This is a genomic window from Alistipes sp. CHKCI003, from assembly GCF_900021155.1.
In the GTDB taxonomy this organism is placed as follows: domain Bacteria; phylum Bacteroidota; class Bacteroidia; order Bacteroidales; family Rikenellaceae; genus Alistipes; species Alistipes excrementavium.
On the sequence record NZ_FCNT01000064.1, the window covers coordinates 1 to 18,537 of the forward strand.

Below are 18,537 nucleotides of genomic sequence, written 5' to 3' on the forward strand. Positions count from 1 at the left end.
GCCCCAGCGAGGCATCGCCGCCGGTCAGTTCGCCGCGTGGTACGACGGCGACGAACTGGTCGGCTCGGGCGTCATCGACCGATAGTCTCCCTTTCGGGGGGGGAGGGAGCGGGAAGCGCCGACCGAGTATTTACGACATCAGAAACACAGGATTCTGATCGCGTTCCGGCTGTAAAAGACGGGCTCGCAGCCTGCGGAACACGTCCGCGGGAAAGGGCGGGTCTCCGGCGGCGGAGGCTGCGGACCGCACGGCTCAAATGAGCCGTGGACGTATGTTTATCGCATCATAGACAAACGGCCCGTCCTACCGGCCGGACGATCCCCGAACGATCGTCGCTTTCGCACTATTCCGTCTATCCCCTATCCGAAATGACGATCGCTTAGCTATCGCAGAGCATTGCTTAGGTATAAGCGGTCAATACGAACGGCACGATTTTTAGTTTCACACCAGAAATCCGTGTATTCGTGAAAACATCCGTCGATCTATATGTCATCGTTGCGGTCCGAAGGGAACGTAAGGCACAAAAAGTGTCGCAGGCGATGCTGTCCTACGGGATCGGCGTCTCTCGCGGATTCGTCGGACAGGTCGAAAGTCCGAAATTCGAAACGAAATACAATATTCAGCACCTCAACGAAATCGCAAAGTTTCTGGGCCTGCTCGCCCCGCAAGTTTCTGCCCGAAGAACCCTTTTGATACAACTGTTCTCCACACTGCGCCTCAGAACGAATCGCTCTCTATATTCATCATTTCACCATTTCGTTGCAGGTTCGACACCGAGCAATGACACTCTACCTCTGCTTACGAACGCGGAAGACATTGATCGAACCCGCAAACACATACCCATAGGTTTATATTTCATTTGGCATAATTTTTAGTTTTACATTCAAAAATTATTGCCTTTTGAAATCCGCATTCGACACCTTTGTAATCGACGCCATCCGTAGGGAACGCATCGCTCAAAAAGTATCGCAAGCTACACTTGCGTACGGAATTGGTGTATCCGCCGGATTTATCGGTATGGTGGAAAATCCGGACTCGCCGAAAAAATACAACCTCACTCATCTCAACGAGATCGCAAAGTTTCTGGGCTGTTCGCCCCGCAAGTTTCTGCCCGAGGAGCCCATATAGCCCCGCGACCCGGCCCTTCCGACGCTTCCGCTTCCAACACCGCCCCCTTCACGCCTCGTTTCCAGCCCGATGTCCGACCCGCTTCCCCCATATCCCGCTTCCTCGACACGCTCCGGCAAACCGTTCGTCCGCCGGCTGCTGATCCTGTGGCTGTCGCTCGCCGCAGGTCTGCCCCTCGAAGCCGGAGCCCAGCAGCCCGTGGGATTCGCCTATTACGATGCCGACCGCCTGTACGACACCGTGCCGGCCCTGTTCTACGACGACAGCGACTTCACGCCGCAGGGGCGTCTGCGCTGGACGGCGGAGCGCTACGCCCGCAAGATCGCCCGGACGGCCGCCGTGCTCGATTCGATGCGGATGGATATCGTGGCTCTGGCAGGCGTGGAAACCGAGGCGGTCGTGCGCGATCTGGTCGTCGCATGCCGCGAGGATTACTGCTACATCCACCGCACGTTCAACACCTTCGACGGGCTCGACATCGCTCTGCTCTACCACGGCGACCGCTTCTTTCCCGACCGCATCGAGCAGGGACGCGGCTGGCTCTACGTCGAAGGCGAACTTGCCCCGGACGGCCCTCCTCCGTTCGCGGACACCGATCCGGGTTCCACGCCCGATCCCGATTCCACGGCGGACGGCCGGACGATCCGTTCGACGGACGGCGCCGCTTCCCGCACCTCGGCCCGCACTCCGTCCTGCGCCGCTCCCGATGCAACCCCCGCAAGCCGCGCCGTTTCCTCATCCGCGGATCGCCGCAACCCGTCCGATCCGCGCAACCGCCGCATCGGAATTCTGGCCTGCAACAACGCACGCTACGCCGCCGAAGCGCTCGCCGACTGCCGCGAGCAGCATCCGGACATTCCGCTCGTCGCGGCCGGCCGGTTCGGAACCGAACTCGCAGGCCGACACGGGATGCGCGACCTCTCGGCCGCAGCCGAACGCGCGGGACGCGGCAACATCCGTTACCGCGACGGCTGGCGCATGCGCGAACGCATCCTCGCCGACACGGCGTTGCGAACCTCGGCGGCCGACGTCTACCTGCGGCGTTTTCTCTTCGACGTGCGGCGCGGCACACCTCTTGCGACCTACGGGAAAACACGCTACCTCGGAGGCTACGGAAACCTCCTGCCGGTATTCACCTACTTGGTGCAGAATTATTTGGAATATTAGAAAACTTTTCGTACATTCGCGGTCCCATTAGGTAGTTCGGTATTTCAAAACGTTTTCGACAAGCCGGGCGCAATCCGCATTCCGCTCAGAGGTCGTTGCCGAGGCGGGAAACACCCGCCCCGAAAAAGGCCGTACTTTTTACAAGCCGCTTCGGGAGCATCTGCCGTCGGACGGCGGCGGAGCCGAAATGCAGTCCGCCGCAGCAGAAAGAGGCGGCGGCGGGGGGAGTGTCAAACCGCGGATACCGCGAAGCCATGTCATCTCCGCCGGCAAGCGCCGGGCGCCCGGAATCGGATCGGATAATGCCGGGACTTTCGGACACGGGACAGGCATGTCCCGCGCCGCCCGAAGGTCGGGATAAGGCATCCGGAAGAACCGTCCGACAGAAAACGGCAGAGAGCGTCGAGAGGGGGGGGCACGTTCAACGGGCGGTTTTCCGCCGCCGATGCGCGTCATGCCGGAACCGGAAGGGCGACTGAAAAAGAGAACAATACATCATACTAATTCATCAAATATCAAAATTCGACATTATGGCAGACGTTAAACGTGTCTACACTTTCGGCAACAAGCAAGCCGAAGGCAACGGCAAAATGCGGGAGCTGCTCGGCGGCAAGGGTGCCAACCTCGCCGAGATGAACCTCATCGGGATCCCCGTCCCCCCGGGATTCACCATCACCACGGAAGTATGCGCCGAGTACTACGCGCACGGCAAGGAGCAGGTGATCGCGCTGCTCCGCCCCGAGGTCGAGAAAGCCGTCCGCAACATCGAACGTCTGACCGAACGCCGGTTCGGCGACAGGGAGAAACCCCTGCTCGTATCGGTCCGCTCGGGCGCCCGCGCCTCGATGCCCGGCATGATGGACACGATCCTCAACCTCGGCATGAACGACGAGGCCGTGGAGGCCGTGGCCGCCCTCTCGGGCAACCCCCGCTTCGCATGGGACTCGTACCGCCGTTTCGTGCAGATGTACGGCGACGTGGTGCTGGGCATGAAACCCGTCTCGAAAGAGGACCACGATCCGTTCGAAGTCATCATCGAGGAGCAGAAGCGCCAGCGCGGCGTACAACTCGACACGGAGCTCACGACCGAGGACCTCAGGGAGCTCGTCGCCAAGTTCAAGGCCGCCGTGAAGCAGCAGACCGGCGAAGACTTCCCGACCGATCCGTGGGATCAGCTGTGGGGGGCCGTGTGCGCCGTCTTCGGTTCGTGGATGAACGAGCGCGCCATCCTCTACCGCAAGCTCAACAACATCCCGGCCGAATGGGGCACGGCCGTCTCGGTGCAGGCGATGGTCTTCGGCAACATGGGCGCCAACTCCGCCACGGGCGTCGCTTTCTCGCGCGACGCCGCCACGGGCGAAAACCTCTTCAACGGCGAGTATCTGATCAACGCGCAGGGCGAGGACGTCGTGGCCGGCATCCGCACCCCGCAGCAGATCACGCTCGAAGGTTCGCGCCGCTGGGCTGCCGCGCAGAACATCTCCGAGGAGGAGCGCAAATCGAAATACCCCTCGCTCGAAGAGGTGATGCCCGCCGTTTACAAGGAGCTGGATGAAATCCAGCGCCATCTGGAGCACTACTTCACCGACATGCAGGACATCGAGTTCACCATTCAGGACGGCAAGCTCTGGATGCTCCAGTGCCGCAACGGCAAGCGCACGGGCGCCGCGATGGTGAAGATCGCCATGGACATGCTCCGCGAGGGGCTGATCGACGAGAAGACCGCCGTGCTCCGCTGCGAGCCCGCGAAGCTCGACGAACTGCTTCATCCCGTCTTCGACAAGACGGCCATCAAGGATGCGCAGGTGATCGTCAAGGGGCTGCCCGCATCGCCGGGCGCCGCCACGGGTCCCGTGGTCTTCTTCGCCGAAGATGCCGAGAAGGTGCTCTCCGAGACGGGGCAGAAAGCGATCCTCGTACGCATCGAGACCTCGCCCGAGGACCTCAAGGGCATGCTCGATGCCGCCGGCATCCTCACCGCGCGCGGCGGCATGACCTCTCACGCGGCGGTCGTGGCCCGCGGCATGGGCAAATGCTGCGTATCGGGCGCCGGCGAACTCCAGATCGACTACAAGGCCCGCACCATCGAAGTGAACGGCTTCACGGTCAGGGAGGGAGACTGGATTTCGCTCAACGGCTCGACGGGCGAAGTCTATCTGGGCAAGGTAGCGACGAAGGCGGCCGACCTGAGCGGCGACTTCGCCAAGCTGATGGAGCTGGCCGGCAAATACGCCACGCTGAAAGTGCGCGCCAATGCCGACACGCCGAAGGACGCCGCGCAGGCTTTCGCCTTCGGAGCCGAGGGCATCGGTCTGTGCCGCACGGAGCACATGTTCTTCGAAGGCGACCGCATCAAGGCCATCCGCGAGATGATTCTGGCCGACGACGAAGCGGGGCGCCGCGTGGCGCTGGCCAAGCTGCTGCCCATCCAGCGCGGCGACTTCGAGGGGCTGTTCAAGGCGATGAACGGCTTCCCCGTTACGGTCCGCCTGCTCGATCCGCCCCTGCACGAGTTCGTGCCCCACGACGAAAAGGGCCAGCAGGAGATGGCCGCCGAGATGAACGTGCCGCTCAGGAAGATCACCGAAAAGGTCGAATCGCTCGCCGAGTTCAACCCGATGCTCGGCCACCGCGGCTGCCGTCTGGGCAACACCTACCCCGAAATCACCGAGATGCAGACCCGCGCCATCATCGAAGCCGCGATGAATGTCAGGGCCGCCGGCACGCCCGTTCACGTGGAGATCATGGTGCCGCTCGTGGGCAACCACAAGGAGCTCCGCTACCAGAAGAACATCATCGATTCGACGGCCGAACAGGTCTTCGCCGAGCGCAACGACAAGATCGAATACATGGTTGGCACGATGATCGAAGTGCCGCGTGCGGCCGTAACGGCCAACCAGATCGCCGAAGTGGCGCAGTTCTTCTCGTTCGGAACGAACGACCTCACGCAGATGACGCTCGGCTTCTCGCGCGACGACATCGCCAAATTCCTGCCCGTCTACCTCGAAAAGGGCATCCTCAAGAACGACCCCTTCCAGATCCTCGACCGCAACGGTGTGGGCCAGCTCATCCGCGAGGCGGTCTTCAAGGGCCGCGGCACGCGCGAGAACCTCAAGTGCGGCATCTGCGGCGAGCACGGCGGCGAACCTTCGTCGGTGGAGTTCTGCCACTATGCGGGTCTGAACTACGTCAGCTGCTCGCCTTTCCGCGTGCCCATCGCACGTCTGGCGGCGGCTCATGCGGCTCTGAACGAGAAATAGACCTATATATTCAGAAGCGAACGAGGGGTGTCTATCAATTTTACCCCTCTGAGAATTGCGTATTCGGAAAAGTTCTCAAATCAGCAGTACGAATAAAAAAGGGGTGTCTAACACGTGTTAGACACCCCCATTTTTCGTGCGCTCGGTCCGGATCGGCATCGGAGCCCGACCGGCCTATCGTCCGCAGCATTGTCCGGCAAGAAGGGACTACCGATCCGAATGCCCGACCGATCTGCGGCACCGTTCGTACACGGAACGATCCCGGACGGGAGAATCCCGGTTCAGTCCTCGTTCGAGCTTCGGCGCTGTCCGGAGCGGGTTCGATCCACGTATTCTCTTTCCCGACCTCCCCGCAGCGATGTCGGCCGTTCGCCGCCCTTTCCGTGCGGCGGACCGCATTCGCCCGAAAAAACGTGCAGGTATCGGCTTCGGCCCCGATTCGCATCCTCCGATCCTATTTTCGATTCCGGCTCGCGGGAGCCGTGCGGGTCGCAGCTTCCGGGGCGAGGGCCCGCCCTCCGTGCGGGCGGGTTCCGCAGACTGCGGGCTCGCTTCTCATCGCCGCAAGGCTCCGAACCGCGTTCGCAGCGGCCGTGAAGAGCATTTCGGGCGCTCTCCGCCGCGCACATGGAGGCGAAGACCCAGCAGAGCCGCATGTTCCGCCGGCCGCATTCCGATTCTCCGCGGGGGAGGGAAGATTTGCAGAAACGGACGGGAAAACGACCTCGCACGGGGATTGCGCCCCCATGCACAAGCCGGGAAGCGGCCGAAGCCGTTTGTCCGGCGGGCCGAAACGGACGAAACGCCAATCCGTTCACGCAACAAATCCCGGTCCGCCCGCATCGTCCGATGTGCTCGCCGCGGGCCTTCGGAGGCGATCGGAACACATTTTTTCTTCCTCAGCCTGCATTTTCATCGGGCGAAACCACAGGAAAGGCAAGTTATTTGTTAAAACGAAGGGAAAACCGGAAAGCGTATGAAAAAAATTATCCTTTTCGCGGTCGCGGCCTTGTGCGCCTTCACGACCGCATCGGCCCAAGAGAGGGCAAGAAATCGTGATTGGGAAGCCGAGCGCTCACGTGCCGCCGCATCCCAACAACAGGTTGCGGGGCCCGAACACTGGAAACAGGGTCCGGAACGTGAAAGGTGGGCGGTAGGCCCCCGGATCGGCATCTACACCCATGCGGGCGGCGACGGCGCCATCTTCGGACTGGGCGCTTACGGACGTTACAACATCTCCAACCACTGGCGGGTGGAACCGGGTATCACGGCCCTGCTCAAGGACGGTTGCTCGATCGACATCAACGCCGACATCCAGTACCTCTTCCCCGTCGCCCGCTGGTGGAATGTGTATCCGCAGGTCGGCATCAGCGGCAACGATCTCTACGGCTGGTCGTTCGGCTTCGACGTCGGCGCAGGCACGGACTTCATTCTCACGCGCCGCTGGGACCTTTCGGCCGGTGTGCGCTGGTTGATCCAGACGGCCAAACACCACGACAATCCCATCGTCATCAACATCGGCGCGACCTACAAGTTCTGATCCCGAGCCCGGCGAAAAACGAACGGGGCTGTCTAACAAGTCTTAGACAGCCCTTTTCTATTCGTATTGCTTTCGAAAGCATGCCCGAACGAGCGGTTCCCGAAGGGCAAGAAACTTGTCAGACAGCCCCGTCGTCATCCTATCGTCCGCAGCGCTCAGACGAACGCCGCTATTCAGCTGCGGACGACACCTCCTCGTTCCCGGCAATGCGGCACCGGGCCGGTCCGCAGACCGGCCCGGACGCAATCAGAACCGGTAGGAACAGGTGATACCGAAGTTGCAGAGCGCATGTTCGTTGAACTCCGACGCCGAATCTCCGTCCCAATAAGCGATCCCGGGACCGAACGCCGGCGACCAGTCGAACGACAGACGCACGGGAGCGCCACTGAAATCAATGCCCAGCTTGGCGCAGCCTGCGGCACCGACATAAGCGTAATGGCCCTTGCCGCCCACATTGATGCCGGCGCCCGCATCGAAAAACCACGTACCGGCCGAGGGGGTCCAATTCATCCGGCAGATATTCCAATTGTACAGGGCGGTGAAATCGGCCGTTACCGTGCCGCCCGCATTGGCCCAATAGGCACCGAAACGCCCTTCGATGTAGTTGTCGTTGCTGAAAACATACTGCACATCGGCCATGAAACCCGAGCCGATACGCCCACCGACAGCCCAATTCTGGGCCGAAGCCGACCACGCGCACATGCACACGGTCAGCACAAGCAAAAGTTTCTTCATCTTTCTGTTATTAGGTTTAACGGTTTCGATTCGTATTAACAAAAGTAAAACTTTTCATCCGGAAGAACAAATTTTCAACGGGTTTTGTACGAACAGCGGTATTTCCCCTTGGCCATATTCAGCAGTTTGCTCTTCAGCAGATTCCGCCGCAGGGGCGAGAGGCGGTCGGTGAAAACGATGCCCTCGATGTGGTCGTACTCGTGTTGGATCACCCACGCGGGCAGCCCCGTGAACTCCTCGTCGTGTTCGACGAAATGCTCATCCATGTAACGCATCCGGATCGACAGCGAACGGCGCACGTCCTCGTGGATTCCGGGCAGCGAGAGACACCCCTCGTTGTAGAGTTTGGTCTGCTCCGAACGGAAGTAGATCTCGGGATTGATGAACGCCCGGCGGTATTCCGCCAGCTCGGGATTGTCCTCGCCCCACGGCGTGCAGTCCACGATGAAAAGGCGGATGTTCTTGCCGATCTGCGGAGCCGCGAGCCCCACGCCTTCGGCCGCTTCGAGCGTCAGGAACATGTCCTCGATCAGCTTTTCGAGCTCCGGATAATCGGATTCGATCCGCTCGCACTCGGCGCGCAGGATCGGGGATCCGAAGATGACGATAGGATAAATCATAATTACTTGTTGAATTCCATGTAACTTTGTAAAATAATCGTGGCGGAAATCTTGTCCACCAATGCTTTGTCCCGTCGGGCCATGCGTCCGATGCCGCTTTCGAGCATCGTGCGGTGCGCCATCACGGAGGTGAACCGCTCGTCGTGGAAAACCACCTCCTTGTCGGGATAGCTCTTGCGCAGACGCGCCGCCAGCGGCTCGACGTACTTCCACGTCTCGGACGGGGCGCCGTCCATCCGCACGGGTTTGCCCACCACGATGGTCGAAACGTCGTTGGCGGCGAAATATTGCGCCAGCCAGCGCTCCAGCTCCTTCGTCGCCACGGTCTCCAGTCCGCCGGCGATGATTCGCAGCGGATCGCTCACGGCGATACCGGTGCGTTTGGTGCCATAATCAATAGCGAGGATACGTCCCATGTATGTCAAAATCTGCGGTTCGCTTTCTTGTCGTCGTCTTTCCATCACGGCAGAACCCGTACAGGGGTTCGGCCCAGCGCCCGGCTTACCGAAAACGGGTTCTGCGGAGGAGCCGCTTACCCGCCCCGGCGATGCACGAGCAAAGCCCGGACTGCGCTCGGGCTTATCGCTAACGCCGTTCGAACTACGGTTCTTTCGAGCCGTACGGGCCGATGCCGCCGGCAGCAGGCACCGTCCTCTTCGAAAGCGAGGCACAGCCCGCCGCTCCGGTTTTTAGGGCAAAAAACGCTCGAATAAAAACGTGAAAGACACTTTTATCTTCTTTCCGCCGTCTCTATTGCCTCCGCGATGCCGGCCGTTCGCCACCCTCGGCGGCAGGCTGCATGTCGCTTCGAGGGCTTCGCGTCGTGCAGCCTCCGACGCCGAACTCCGTTGCAAAAACCGTTTCTTTCGGGGCCGTCATTCTCCCGCCTCGGAAAAACCCGGACGGAATGCGCCGCTGCGATCGGACGCTCGAAAACCGTCCCCCGCGTCCCGCTTCGCACTCGCCGAGCGGCCCGCGGATACATCCCTGCCGACAAAAACGTCCGGTCCCGCCGACACCCCTTCCTGCGTAGCGGGCAACCGTACTCTGCCGGCGATCCTCGCAGGCAGCGCCGGCGTTCGTGGGCATTCCCGTCCCGCACGGTCCGTCGGCCCTTCGTCCCGCCGCATGAAGGCTCCCCACTACAAATTCAACTTTTTGAAAAGGCGGCGGAACGAACACTCCTCCTCCACCAGCGACGGGAGCGCTTCGACGAGCACACGCTCCTGCTCCATCGAATCGCGGTGGCGGACCGTAACGGTGCCGTCCGCGAGCGTCTGGCCGTCGACCGTTATGCAGAACGGCGTACCGATCGCATCCTGACGGCGATAGCGCTTGCCGACGGAGTCCTTCTCGTCGTAGACGACGTTGTAATCGTATTTGAGCATATCCACGATCCGCTGCGCCACCTCGGGCATGCCGTCCTTCTTGACCAGCGGCAGCACGGCCGCCTTCACGGGTGCGAGCGCCGCGGGCAGACGCAACACCACGCGCGAATCGCCGCCGTCGAGCGGCTCCTCGGCATAGGCCGCGGACATCACTTGCAGGAACATGCGGTCGACGCCGATCGAGGTCTCGACCACATAGGGCACGTAACTCTCGCCCGTCTCGGGATCGAAGTACTGGATCTTCTTGCCCGAGAACTTCTGGTGGCTGCCCAGATCGAAGTCCGTGCGCGAGTGGATGCCTTCGACCTCCTTGAATCCGAACGGAAAGTCGAACTCGATGTCCGTGGCGGCATTGGCGTAGTGGGCCAGCTTCTCATGGTCGTGGAAACGGTACTTTTCGTCCCCGAAGCCCAGCGCGCGATGCCACGCCATGCGGGTCTCTTTCCAGCGGCTCCACCACTGCATCTCCTCGCCCGGGCGCACGAAGAACTGCATCTCCATCTGCTCGAACTCGCGCATGCGGAAGATGAACTGCCGCGCCACGATCTCGTTGCGGAAAGCCTTGCCGATCTGCGCGATGCCGAACGGCAGTTTCATGCGGCCCGTCTTCTGCACGTTGAGGAAGTTCACGAAGATGCCCTGCGCGGTCTCGGGGCGCAGGTAGATGGTGTTCGCCCCCTCGGCCACGGAGCCGATCTGCGTGGAGAACATCAGGTTGAACTGCCGCACCTCGGTCCAGTTGCGGGTACCGGAAATGGGGCAGGCGATCTCGCAGTCGAGGATGATTCGACGCAGCCCTTCCAGATCGTTCGCGTTCATCGCCTCGGCGAAACGGGCGCGGACCTCGCTGCGGCGTGCGGCGATCTCCGCCACGCGGGGCGAGGTCTCGCGGTACTTGGCCTCGTCGAACGCCTCGCCGAAGCGCTTGCGGGCCTTCTCGATCTCCTTGTCGATCTTCTCGTCCTGCTTGGCGATCCAATCCTCGATGAGCACGTCGGCGCGATAACGCTTCTTCGAATCCCTGTTGTCGATGAGCGGGTCGTTGAAGGCCCCCACATGGCCCGACGCCTCCCACGTACGGGGATGCATGAAGATCGCGGCGTCGATGCCCACGATATTCTCGTGGAGCTTGACCATCGAGTCCCACCAGTAGCGTTTGATGTTGTTCTTGAGCTCCACGCCGTTCTGACCGTAATCGTACACGGCGGCCAAGCCGTCGTAGATCTCGCTCGACGGGAATACGAACCCGTACTCCTTGCAGTGCGCGACCAGTTTCTTGAAAACCTCTTCCTGTGTCATATTCCGTTGTCTTGATAGTTCGTCGAATTTCCTTAGGTATTCCCCGCCTCGGTGCAGTCCGAACGGAGTTCGGCTCCGCCTCGGGTCCGAAGCGAACACTTGAAGATACAAAGATACGAAACTAATCTCAATAATCCGTTTCCCGCATCCGAAATCAGTTGCGGAACATCCCGGCTCCCGCGCTGCGGCGGAAGAAGCGGAGCGTTGGACAAGGCCCCGGCCCAGCCAAACGGACACCGGCACGTCGTACGGCTCCGATGCTGCGCCGCACATGCAGGGCCGATCGCTCAGGCCGGGCCCCTCCTCCGGAAACATGCGGATCGCAGCCGGCGGCGGCAGTTTGCAAATACGAGAAAACGCAACCGTTTCACCGTACCGAACGCCGCAGGAAGGATGCAAGATACAAACCGCACCGAGGCGGACGAACGGCTCGACGCAAAAGAACCACACCGCTGAACCGGTGCAACGAAATCCCTTCCGGCGGCCGAGCAGGGAAATGGACGGACGAAATTCGTGCAATCCACAGCACGCAATCACCGCGTTACGCAATCGTCTTACCCGCGGATGTCGAAACCGGAAATTCAGGAGAAGCAAAACACGATCCGCCGGGAAATTCCCCGTCTCCGTCAACGGATCAAACCCGCCTCCATGAAGCTGAAATGTCCCGAGCGCGAGACGATCAGATGATCCAGCAGGCGGATGTCGAACAACGCAGCGGCCGCAGCGACCCGCTCGGTCAGCACCTTATCCTGCGGACTGGGTTCCGCAGCACCCGAGGGGTGGTTGTGCACGAGAATCAACTGCGTGGCCAGCAGCTCCAAAGCCCATTTCACCACCAGACGGTAGTCGACGACCGTACCCTGCACACCGCCCCGGCTGACCAGTTTGCGTTCGATGATCCGGTTCGAAGAGGTCAGATAGACGGCCCAGCACTCTTCGTGCGACAGCGCCTCCATCTGAGGCCGGAATAATGCGGCCACATCGGCACTCGTGCGGATCTGGTCGATCCTGTCCGCCGTTTCGGCAGCGGCCCGGCGTCCCAGCTCCACGGCCGCCGCGATCCGCTGAGCCCGTCGCAGGCCGAGCCCTTCGATCATCCGCAAGCGCTCGGTCCGAAGCTCGGCCAAAGCGGCTGCCGTACCGCCGCAGGCGGCCAAAAGCCGGACCGCGAGCTCTTCGTCTTCGATCAGCAGCGCAAGCAATTCGGCGTCGGCGAGCGCACCGGCCCCGCGCGATTGGAGTTTGTCTACGATATTTTTCAAGGGTAGAGGCGTATTTGAAAAAGTTAGTCGATGATCTATTTGCCGTGCCGACGGTCTGCCGCGCAAAGTTCAGCCGCACGACCCGACCGCAGCCCCTTTCCCGGAAAGGCCTGCGCAGGTTCCTTTTCCGCCGCGGTCCGGCGCCCCGCACATGTACGACCCGGCCCGTCGAACGCAATCCGAAGGAAAGTCCCCTCCGCAACCGCAGTCCGAGACTGCGAAAACGACAGCGGTCCGAAACGGCGACCGAATCCGGCATTCCCGGTCCGGCAAAGCGTATACAGTCGTCCGCATCTACAAGGAGAGCCGGTCCACCTTATCCAGCAGCGAGGCGCATGCTTCGTCGCTCACCCCCTCCGACACGGAGCGGGCCGCCTCCTGCTCGGCCTCCTTCTTCGATCCGCCCGTGCCGTGGCCCGTCTCCAGCCCGTCGATGTAGACCGTCGCATGGAATTGCGGACGCATTCCGGCACTGCGGCTCAACCCCGAACGGAACGCGATCGAATGGTGGTTCTTCTGGCACCACTCGATCAGACGGCTCTTGAAATCGGTCTCCGACTCCGTGAGGTCGTCGAGATCGAGGTAATGATAAAATATGCGGTTGATGAGCAGCCGGTTGACGAATTCGTACCCCTGATCGAGGTAGATCGCCCCCATCATCGCCTCGAACGCATCGCCCGAGATGTGCTTCTGCGTGCAGTTGCCGCTCGAATTCGAGATGATGTACCGATCCAGCCCGATCCGCTCCGCAATGCCGTTGAGCGACTGGCGCGACACGATCTTGGAGCGCATCTGCGTCATGAAGCCCTCCTGTTCGTCGGGAAATTCGATGTAGATATAATCCGACGACACGGCCTCGATCACCGCGTCGCCCAGATATTCGAGACGTTCGTTGTTGATCTGCCGGCCGTCGTCCAAAACCAAAGAAGCTGACTTGTGAATCAAAGCCAGCTTATAAAGTTCGATGTTATGCGGAACGAATCCGAACAGATCGTCGACGATGCGGTAATACGTCTTGTCCCGCCCGAAATTCCTCCGCAGAGGACGCAACAGAAAATCGATCACGGCACGGACACGATCAACACGTTAGCACTTGCGGAATACGATCGTGGAGTTGTGGCCTCCGAAACCGAACGTATTGCTCAGCGCGCACTTCACGTCGCGCGTCTGCGCCTCGTTGAGCGTGAGGTTCAACCGGGCGTCGATCTCCGGATCGAGATTCTCGCAGTTGATCGTGGGGGGCACCACGCCGTGCGTGATGGCGAAGATGCAGGCCAGCGCTTCGACGGCTCCGGCAGCACCCAGCAGGTGTCCCGTCATGGATTTGGTGGACGAAATGTTGATGTCGTAGACGTGATCGCCCAACACGCCTGCCACGGCCTTCAGTTCGGGTATGTCGCCCGCAGGGGTCGAAGTGCCGTGCACGTTCACGTAGTCGATCTGCCCGGGATCCACACCGGCGTCTTTCATCGCGTCGCGCATCGACTTCATGGCGCCTTCGCCTTCGGGGTGGGGCGCCGTGAAGTGATAGGCGTCGGCCGAACAGCCGCCGCCGGCGATTTCGCAATAGATCCGCGCGCCGCGGGCTTTGGCATGCTCCAGCTCCTCCAGCACCAGAGCGCCCGCCCCCTCGCCGATCACGAAGCCGTCGCGGTCCCTGTCGAACGGACGCGAAGCATGCACCGGATCGTCGTTGCGGGTCGAAAGCGCCTGCATCGCGTTGAAGCCGCCCACCGAAGGTTCGTTGACCGCAGCCTCCGAACCGCCCGTAACCATCACGTCGGCCTTGCCGTAGCGGATGGCGTTCATGGCGTCGATCATGCCGTGGTTGGACGAAGCGCACGCCGAAACGGTGCAATAGTTGGGTCCCATGAAACCGTACTTCATGGAGATGAAGCCGGCGGCGATATCGGCGATCATGCGGGGAATGAAAAATGGGCTAAACCGAGGGGTTCCGTCCCCTGCGGCATAGCCCAGACATTCGTCGAAGAACGATTTGAGTCCTCCGATGCCCGAGCTCCAGATCACGCCGACCTGTTCGAGGTCGATGCGTTCGAGGTCGAGCCCCGAATCCTCGACGGCCTGCGCGGCCGCGATCAGCGCATACTGCGTGAAAAGGTCGTACTTGCGCACCTCCTTACGGTCGAAATAACGGCCCGGGTCGTAATCTTTGACTTCACAAGCGAACTTAGTCTTAAATTTTTCGGCATCGAAATGAGTAATCGGTGCGGCACCGCTTACGCCCTTCTCAAGATTCGAAAAATACTCTGCAATGTTATTACCGAGCGGATTGATCGTACCGATGCCCGTAACAACTACTCTTCTTTCTGTCATGAATTTAAGCTTTTAAGAACTCGCGCAAGTCCTTCGTATGGTGATTTATTTTTTGTGCTCCTCGATATACTTGATCGCGTCGCCTACGGTTGCGATTTTCTCGGCATCCTCGTCGGGGATCGTGATATCGAAAGCCTTCTCGAACTCCATGATGAGCTCCACCGTGTCGAGCGAGTCAGCGCCGAGATGGTTCGTGAAACTTGCTTCGGGAACTACTTCCGACTCCTTTACGCCCAGCTTATCAACGATAATCTCGACAACTTTGGACTGTACTTCTGACATAATTTTAATTTTTTAGTTAAACAATTATTAAGAAACAGTTACTCGATTTCCAAATGAATTTTGCGCAAAAGTAACACTTTTTTTATTACTTTTGACAAAAGAACCTAATTTTTTATTCACAATAGTTTCGACATTTAGCACATTTTTCAAACTAAAATTTTAGCAGCCAGAACATTATGAAACTGCTCCTGATCTCGAATTCGACCAACGCCGGAGAGCCCTATCTCCAATATCCCATGCCCCGCATCGGGGAGTTTCTGCACGGCGTGCGCGAGGCGGTTTTCGTCCCCTACGCCGCCGTTACGTTCTCCTATGCGGAGTACGAAAAAAAGGTCGCGGCACGCTTCGCCGAGCTGGGTATCCGCCTGCGTTCGGTGCACCGCGCAAGCGATCCGCAGCGCATGATCCGCGAAGCGGAGGCCCTCTGCGTGGGCGGCGGCAACACCTTCGCCCTGACCCGTAAAATGCAGGAACAGAAGCTTCTCGGCACGATCCTGCGCAAGCTGAAGGCCGGCACACCCTACGTCGGCTGGTCGGCCGGCAGCAATGTCTGCTGTCCGACGATCTGCACCACGAACGACATGCCCATCGTGGAGCCCGAGTCGTTCAAGGCCATCGGCGCCGTGAAGTTCCAGATCAACCCCCACTACCTCGATGCCAATCCCGAGGGACATGCGGGCGAGACGCGCGAGCAGCGCATCCTCGAATACATCGAGGCCAATCCGCGCCGCTGGGTCGTGGGCCTGCGCGAGGGGTGCATGCTCCGCTGCGAAGCGGGCAGGCTCGAATTGATCGGACCGCGTCCGATGCGCATCTTCAAAAAGGGCATCGCCCCCTATGAGGTCCATGCCGGCGACGACCTCTCGTTTTTATTATAAGTATCCCCCGGATGCGACGGGGAGCGAAGGAGGTCCGCGGACGGAGCAGTCCCGCGGCGGCGGCAGGGAATCCGCAACACGACGGAACATCACGGCAGCGTGCGGGAGCCGCACTGCGACAGGCAGGTCCGCACGTGCCGTCGGATATTGCGGGGCTGTGCCTCGGCTGCCGTCTGCGGACGATGCAGGGCAGCCGCACGCCGCAGGCAGGACGACAAAAACGGGACGGCGGCGGATGCGTTCCGGCTCCCCGCCGGTCGCGGATAACCGCCGCGCAGACAACGCCCCCGCTCCCGGTTCGGGCGGCCGCAGAAACGAAACGACCCGAAAAAGTAATAATCCGGCATGAAATCACTTTCCGACAGGAGCGATCCGCAGACGAAGAGGGAACGACGACCCGCAGACGGGAAATCCGCCGCGCACGCCCCGACCGGCAGGGACGATCCGAAGATGCGGACGGAGCGACAGCCCCCTGCCCAATCCCCGCGCGGGACGGAATCCCCGTCCGCAATGACGGGGCGACGCGGCGAGGAGCTTGCGGCGGAGTGGCTCCGGCGCGAAGGGTACGAGATCTGCGCCCGCAACTGGCGCAGCGGGCATTACGAACTGGACATCGTGGCCCGCAGGCGGCAGTGTCTCCACTTCGTAGAGGTCAAAACCCGCAGAGCCGGCGGACTGACGCCGCCCGAGCAGGCATTGACGCCGGCCAAATGCCGCGCGCTGGTGCATGCCGCCGCATGCTACATGGCGCGACACGCCCCGGACGAAGAGCTGCGTTTCGACCTCATCGCCGTGGACATAGGCCCACACGGCGATGCGGTCGTCCGATTTATCCCCGATGCGGTCGAAAGCCACTGGTAATTTTGCGAACCCGACAAAATATACTATCTTTGTCCGGCCGAAAGATCGTTCTCTCTCTCCGCCGTTCGCGCCGGAGGGAGGGAACGATTGCCGGAAAAACGGTTCTCGACAGACGGCCTGCCGGAACGAATCTGTTCCGCTCCCGGCGGACGCAGAAAAACAAATGCCGTATATTGAACCCAAACCGATGAAATCAGATGTGGATCTATAATTTCGGTCTCGCCCTCTACGCATGGGTCATCCGGTTGATCGCACCGCGGCACGCCAAAGCCAGACTTTGGAGCGAAGGACGGCGGGACCTGTTCGAACGAATGGCCGGGACCATAGACCCCGGGGCGCGGATCGTCTGGATTCATACGGCTTCTCTCGGCGAATTCGAACAGGGTCGTCCCATCATCGAACGCATCCGCCGCGAACGCCCCGAATACAAGATTCTCGTTACCTTCTTCTCGCCCTCGGGCTACGAGATCCGCAAGAACTACCCGGGCGCGGACTATATTTTCTATCTGCCGATCGACACGCCTGCGAATGCCCGCCGTTTTCTCGACATCGCCCATCCCGAAATCGCCGTCTTCGTCAAATACGAATTCTGGCTCAACCTTCTCGCCGAACTGCGGCGCCGCAGCATCCGCACCTACATCGTCTCGGCCATCTTCCGCCGCAACTCGATCTTTTTCAGACCTTACGGGGGGATGTGGCGACAGGCGCTCGAAACGTTCGACACCCTTTTCGTCCAGAACGACGAATCGAAAAGCCTGCTGGCCGAGCTGGGTTTCGACAACGTGGTGGTCGCCGGCGACACGCGGTTCGACCGCGTGGCGGAGATCGCCGCGGCCGCCAAGCGGATCGAGATCGCCGAACGCTTCAAAGGCGGCAGCCGGCTCTTCGTGGCGGGTTCGACATGGAGTCCGGACGAAGAGCTGCTGATCCGTCTGATGAACGACAATCCCGACATCAAATTCATCGTCGCTCCGCACGAAATGGACGAATCGCGCATCGCACGGCTGATGGACGAAACGCGCGGCGGAGCGCTCCGCTACACGGCCTGCACCGACCGAACCGAATACGGCGACCGTCAGTTGCTCGTGCTCGACACCGTGGGACTGCTTTCGTCGGTCTACGGCTACGCCACGTGGAGCTACATCGGCGGCGGTTTCGGCGCGGGCATCCACAATACGCTCGAAGCGGCGACATTCGGCCTGCCTGTGGCATTCGGCCCCAACTATCTGAAATTCAAGGAAGCCCGCGACCTCGTAACGCTGGGGGCCGCCAAATCCGTCGCCAATTACGAAGAGCTGAAGCAATGGTTCGTCCCCTTGCGCGACAACGAGGAATACCGGCGGAAAACCAGCCGAGTCGCCAAAGACTACACCACGCGCCACCAAGGAGCGACGGGGTTGATCGTGAAGGCGATCGTCCGGTGATATTTCCCGACGATTCCATCTCTTCGCCATCGCGGGCCGATCTGTCCGCGCTGCTCCGGAATACGATCCGCGTCATCTTTTCATAAGAGGTCATCACGAAGCCGGGCTCTTCTCCGCCGCGGCGATCCGACACCGCACGCGAAGCGCGGTCGTCCCGCCCGATGCCGCACCCGCCCGCGAACGCACACGATTCGCCCGTTCGAGCTGGTCCGGAAAACGGTCCCGCCCTTCCTTTCGTCCTGCCTGCGATTCCAGCGTCATTCGTCAGAAAAGACGGGAGCAGCCTGCGCGGTATGTCCGCACAAGATGAGATGCCTCCGCAGTCGGAGGCTGCGGCCCGCACGGCTCTCCGAAGATC

Annotated in this window: 17 protein-coding genes; 9 read left to right on the forward strand and 8 right to left on the reverse strand. The window is 60.8% G+C overall.

Annotated features, from left to right (window positions below):
* From BN3659_RS12885 to BN3659_RS08925, 6 genes are all read left to right on the forward strand, one after another.
* The coding region (locus tag BN3659_RS12885; RefSeq protein WP_141682547.1) for an aminomethyltransferase beta-barrel domain-containing protein at positions 1 to 85 on the forward strand (85 nt) is incomplete at its 5' end.
* Positions 86 to 465: 380 nt separating this feature from the next.
* Entirely contained in the window at positions 466 to 876 is a 411-nt protein-coding gene (locus BN3659_RS13520; protein WP_224757841.1) for a helix-turn-helix domain-containing protein, read from the forward strand.
* Positions 877 to 901: 25 nt separating this feature from the next.
* Positions 902 to 1,129 (forward strand): helix-turn-helix domain-containing protein, encoded by a 228-nt coding sequence (locus BN3659_RS08910; protein ID WP_091536326.1) that lies wholly within the window; start codon positions 902 to 904, stop codon positions 1,127 to 1,129.
* A 69-nt stretch (positions 1,130 to 1,198) separates the two neighbouring features.
* Positions 1,199 to 2,296, forward strand: coding sequence for an endonuclease/exonuclease/phosphatase family protein (locus BN3659_RS13335; protein ID WP_191442064.1), 1,098 nt, complete (start codon positions 1,199 to 1,201; stop codon positions 2,294 to 2,296).
* Between the two features lie 530 nt (positions 2,297 to 2,826).
* Complete coding sequence (ppdK, locus tag BN3659_RS08920) at positions 2,827 to 5,556, forward strand: pyruvate, phosphate dikinase (RefSeq protein ID WP_091536328.1); 2,730 nt, start codon at positions 2,827 to 2,829, stop codon at positions 5,554 to 5,556.
* A gap of 976 nt (positions 5,557 to 6,532) precedes the next feature.
* Positions 6,533 to 7,096, forward strand: coding sequence for an outer membrane beta-barrel protein (locus BN3659_RS08925; RefSeq protein ID WP_091536330.1), 564 nt, complete (start codon positions 6,533 to 6,535; stop codon positions 7,094 to 7,096).
* Positions 7,097 to 7,342: 246 nt separating this feature from the next.
* Here BN3659_RS08925 and BN3659_RS08930 read toward each other — a convergent pair whose 3' ends face one another.
* From BN3659_RS08930 to BN3659_RS08965, 8 genes are all read right to left on the reverse strand, one after another.
* The gene (locus tag BN3659_RS08930; RefSeq protein ID WP_091536331.1) at positions 7,343 to 7,831 is read right to left on the reverse strand and encodes a hypothetical protein; all 489 of its coding nucleotides are present in this window, start codon (positions 7,829 to 7,831) and stop codon (positions 7,343 to 7,345) included.
* Positions 7,832 to 7,905: 74 nt separating this feature from the next.
* Positions 7,906 to 8,451: a peptide deformylase gene (gene def / locus BN3659_RS08935; protein WP_091536333.1), complete on the reverse strand. Its 546-nt coding sequence runs from the start codon at positions 8,449 to 8,451 to the stop codon at positions 7,906 to 7,908.
* A gap of 2 nt (positions 8,452 to 8,453) precedes the next feature.
* On the reverse strand, positions 8,454 to 8,867 hold the full coding sequence (ruvX, locus tag BN3659_RS08940; RefSeq protein ID WP_091536334.1) for a Holliday junction resolvase RuvX: 414 nt from the start codon (positions 8,865 to 8,867) through the stop codon (positions 8,454 to 8,456).
* Positions 8,868 to 9,593: 726 nt separating this feature from the next.
* On the reverse strand, positions 9,594 to 11,138 hold the full coding sequence (locus BN3659_RS08945; protein ID WP_091536336.1) for a glycine--tRNA ligase: 1,545 nt from the start codon (positions 11,136 to 11,138) through the stop codon (positions 9,594 to 9,596).
* Positions 11,139 to 11,764: 626 nt separating this feature from the next.
* Complete coding sequence (locus tag BN3659_RS08950) at positions 11,765 to 12,400, reverse strand: JAB domain-containing protein (protein ID WP_091536338.1); 636 nt, start codon at positions 12,398 to 12,400, stop codon at positions 11,765 to 11,767.
* Positions 12,401 to 12,694: 294 nt separating this feature from the next.
* Positions 12,695 to 13,465: a ribonuclease III gene (rnc, locus tag BN3659_RS08955; RefSeq protein ID WP_171847740.1), complete on the reverse strand. Its 771-nt coding sequence runs from the start codon at positions 13,463 to 13,465 to the stop codon at positions 12,695 to 12,697.
* Between the two features lie 21 nt (positions 13,466 to 13,486).
* On the reverse strand, positions 13,487 to 14,734 hold the full coding sequence (fabF, locus tag BN3659_RS08960) for a beta-ketoacyl-ACP synthase II (RefSeq protein WP_091536339.1): 1,248 nt from the start codon (positions 14,732 to 14,734) through the stop codon (positions 13,487 to 13,489).
* A 45-nt stretch (positions 14,735 to 14,779) separates the two neighbouring features.
* On the reverse strand, positions 14,780 to 15,016 hold the full coding sequence (locus BN3659_RS08965; RefSeq protein ID WP_091536341.1) for an acyl carrier protein: 237 nt from the start codon (positions 15,014 to 15,016) through the stop codon (positions 14,780 to 14,782).
* Positions 15,017 to 15,192: 176 nt separating this feature from the next.
* Between BN3659_RS08965 and pepE the strand changes: the two genes are divergently transcribed.
* The 3 genes from pepE (at position 15,193) to BN3659_RS08985 (ending at position 18,179) form a co-directional block, all read left to right on the forward strand.
* Positions 15,193 to 15,894: a dipeptidase PepE gene (pepE, locus tag BN3659_RS08970; RefSeq protein WP_091536342.1), complete on the forward strand. Its 702-nt coding sequence runs from the start codon at positions 15,193 to 15,195 to the stop codon at positions 15,892 to 15,894.
* A gap of 510 nt (positions 15,895 to 16,404) precedes the next feature.
* Positions 16,405 to 16,755, forward strand: a complete 351-nt coding sequence (locus BN3659_RS08980) for a YraN family protein (RefSeq protein ID WP_224757840.1) — start codon at positions 16,405 to 16,407, stop codon at positions 16,753 to 16,755.
* A 197-nt stretch (positions 16,756 to 16,952) separates the two neighbouring features.
* A complete protein-coding gene (locus tag BN3659_RS08985) occupies positions 16,953 to 18,179 on the forward strand; it encodes a 3-deoxy-D-manno-octulosonic acid transferase (protein ID WP_091536346.1) in 1,227 nt (408 codons plus the stop codon).
* Positions 18,180 to 18,537 lie beyond the last annotated feature (358 nt).

Coding starts and splice junctions, on each gene's coding strand:
- BN3659_RS13335 (WP_191442064.1), top strand. CDS start 1,199: ATGTCCGACCCGCTTCCCCCATATCCCGCTTCCTCGACACGCTCCGGC.
- ppdK (WP_091536328.1), top strand. CDS start 2,827: ATGGCAGACGTTAAACGTGTCTACACTTTCGGCAACAAGCAAGCCGAA.
- BN3659_RS08925 (WP_091536330.1), top strand. CDS start 6,533: ATGAAAAAAATTATCCTTTTCGCGGTCGCGGCCTTGTGCGCCTTCACG.
- BN3659_RS08930 (WP_091536331.1), bottom strand. CDS start 7,831: ATGAAGAAACTTTTGCTTGTGCTGACCGTGTGCATGTGCGCGTGGTCG.
- def (WP_091536333.1), bottom strand. CDS start 8,451: ATGATTTATCCTATCGTCATCTTCGGATCCCCGATCCTGCGCGCCGAG.
- ruvX (WP_091536334.1), bottom strand. CDS start 8,867: ATGGGACGTATCCTCGCTATTGATTATGGCACCAAACGCACCGGTATC.
- BN3659_RS08945 (WP_091536336.1), bottom strand. CDS start 11,138: ATGACACAGGAAGAGGTTTTCAAGAAACTGGTCGCGCACTGCAAGGAG.
- fabF (WP_091536339.1), bottom strand. CDS start 14,734: ATGACAGAAAGAAGAGTAGTTGTTACGGGCATCGGTACGATCAATCCG.
- BN3659_RS08965 (WP_091536341.1), bottom strand. CDS start 15,016: ATGTCAGAAGTACAGTCCAAAGTTGTCGAGATTATCGTTGATAAGCTG.
- pepE (WP_091536342.1), top strand. CDS start 15,193: ATGAAACTGCTCCTGATCTCGAATTCGACCAACGCCGGAGAGCCCTAT.
- BN3659_RS08980 (WP_224757840.1), top strand. CDS start 16,405: ATGACGGGGCGACGCGGCGAGGAGCTTGCGGCGGAGTGGCTCCGGCGC.
- BN3659_RS08985 (WP_091536346.1), top strand. CDS start 16,953: ATGTGGATCTATAATTTCGGTCTCGCCCTCTACGCATGGGTCATCCGG.